This window comes from Methylobacterium sp. WL103 (genome assembly GCF_008039885.1).
In the GTDB taxonomy this organism is placed as follows: Bacteria; Pseudomonadota; Alphaproteobacteria; order Rhizobiales; family Beijerinckiaceae; genus Methylobacterium; species Methylobacterium cerastii.
Map to the genome: position 1 here is coordinate 1 of NZ_VRUX01000885.1, position 1,299 is coordinate 1,299.

Annotated in this window: 1 protein-coding gene; it reads left to right on the forward strand. The window is 71.6% G+C overall.

Annotated elements, in window-relative coordinates; genetic code table 11:
- Positions 1-445 precede the first annotated feature (445 nt).
- Positions 446-1,219: a lipopolysaccharide-assembly, LptC-related protein gene (locus FV222_RS26410; RefSeq protein ID WP_147816080.1), complete on the forward strand. Its 774-nt coding sequence runs from the start codon at positions 446-448 to the stop codon at positions 1,217-1,219.
- Positions 1,220-1,299: the final 80 nt, after the last annotated feature.

Sequence of the window (1,299 nt, forward strand, 5' to 3'; positions counted from 1 at the left end):
GCGCAGGCCTGATCCACCGCTCTATTCCCCGTCTCGAGCCAACGAAGCCGCCCCTTCCCTCCCCCCGACGGATCTCGGGCTTGCCCGCGATCCGCACCCTGTGCGCCCAAGTCGGGCAAGCCCGACTTGGGGGCGGGGGAGGGAGGAGCCGGTGATCGGGCGGCGCTGGATCGTTCGGGAGCGATGTTCCTTCCTGGGCGGCGAGGACGCGCCGCATGCGATGAGGGGACGGCCGCACCGTCCTTGTGCGCGAACGCACGACGCATCGGCCGAATTCGCCCCCTCTGGGCATCCCGATGCCAGCGATGGTTGAACATTCGGAAACGCTTGGGCCATAACTTCGCCATCGGCCGGGCGCATCCCGGAACGAGTCGGCGTGGCGCGTGATGCGTCGGAGCCGGGCTCGCGGGCGCGTCGCGCTCCAGCGTCGCGCATCGGAATCGTCATGCAGGTCGTCGACGCGGTCGAGAGGGATGGGTTCGGGCAAGGGGGCGGCCAGGCCGACCTGCGCCGCACCCGCGCGCATGCCCGCGCCCACCGCCACAGCGCCCAGGTGCGCACGCTCCGCCGGGTGCTCCCGCTCGTCGCAGGCGGCGCGGTGATCGCGCTCGGGGCCTGGCTGTTCAACCCGTTCGCGGCGGTGCTTCCCGGCGTCAGCGTCGGGCCGGTGACGCTGTCGGGCACCAAGGTGCGGATGGAGAACCCGAAGCTGTCGGGCTTCCGCAAGGGCGACCGCGGCTACGAGGTGACCGCCACGGCGGCGCTCCAGGACATGCGCAAGCCCAGCCTGATCGAGCTCGAGGCGATGCGCGGCCACGTCGCCATCGACGAGAAGGGCGGGCTCGCCTGGATCGAGGCGGCCACCGGCCTGTTCGACACGACCCGCGAAGCCCTCGACCTCAAGCAGGACATCCGGATCTGGACCGACAAGGGCGAGGAGGCGCGGCTGCAATCGGCCGCCGTCGACTTCAAGGCCGGCAGCGTGAAGTCCTCCGAGACCGTCACCGTGTCGGTGCCGAGCGGCCAGGTGGTCGCCGACGGGCTCGACGTGGTGGAGAACGGCCGGGTGATCTCCTTCATCGGCAACGTCCACACCGTGTTCCACCAGGACAAGGCCAAGGATTCCAAGGTGGACGGCAAGGTGGACGGCAAGGCCGAGCCGAAGGCGCCGCTGCGCGTCCTCACCTCCTCGGCCGAGCCGACGGACGGCCGCCCATGACCCGCCCGCTTCCGTCTGTGCGCCTCGGCGGACTCCTCGCCGCCGCGCTCGTGTCCGCCACGCTGGCAGCCGCGCCCGCC

Coding starts and splice junctions, on each gene's coding strand:
- FV222_RS26410 (WP_147816080.1), top strand. CDS start 446: ATGCAGGTCGTCGACGCGGTCGAGAGGGATGGGTTCGGGCAAGGGGGC.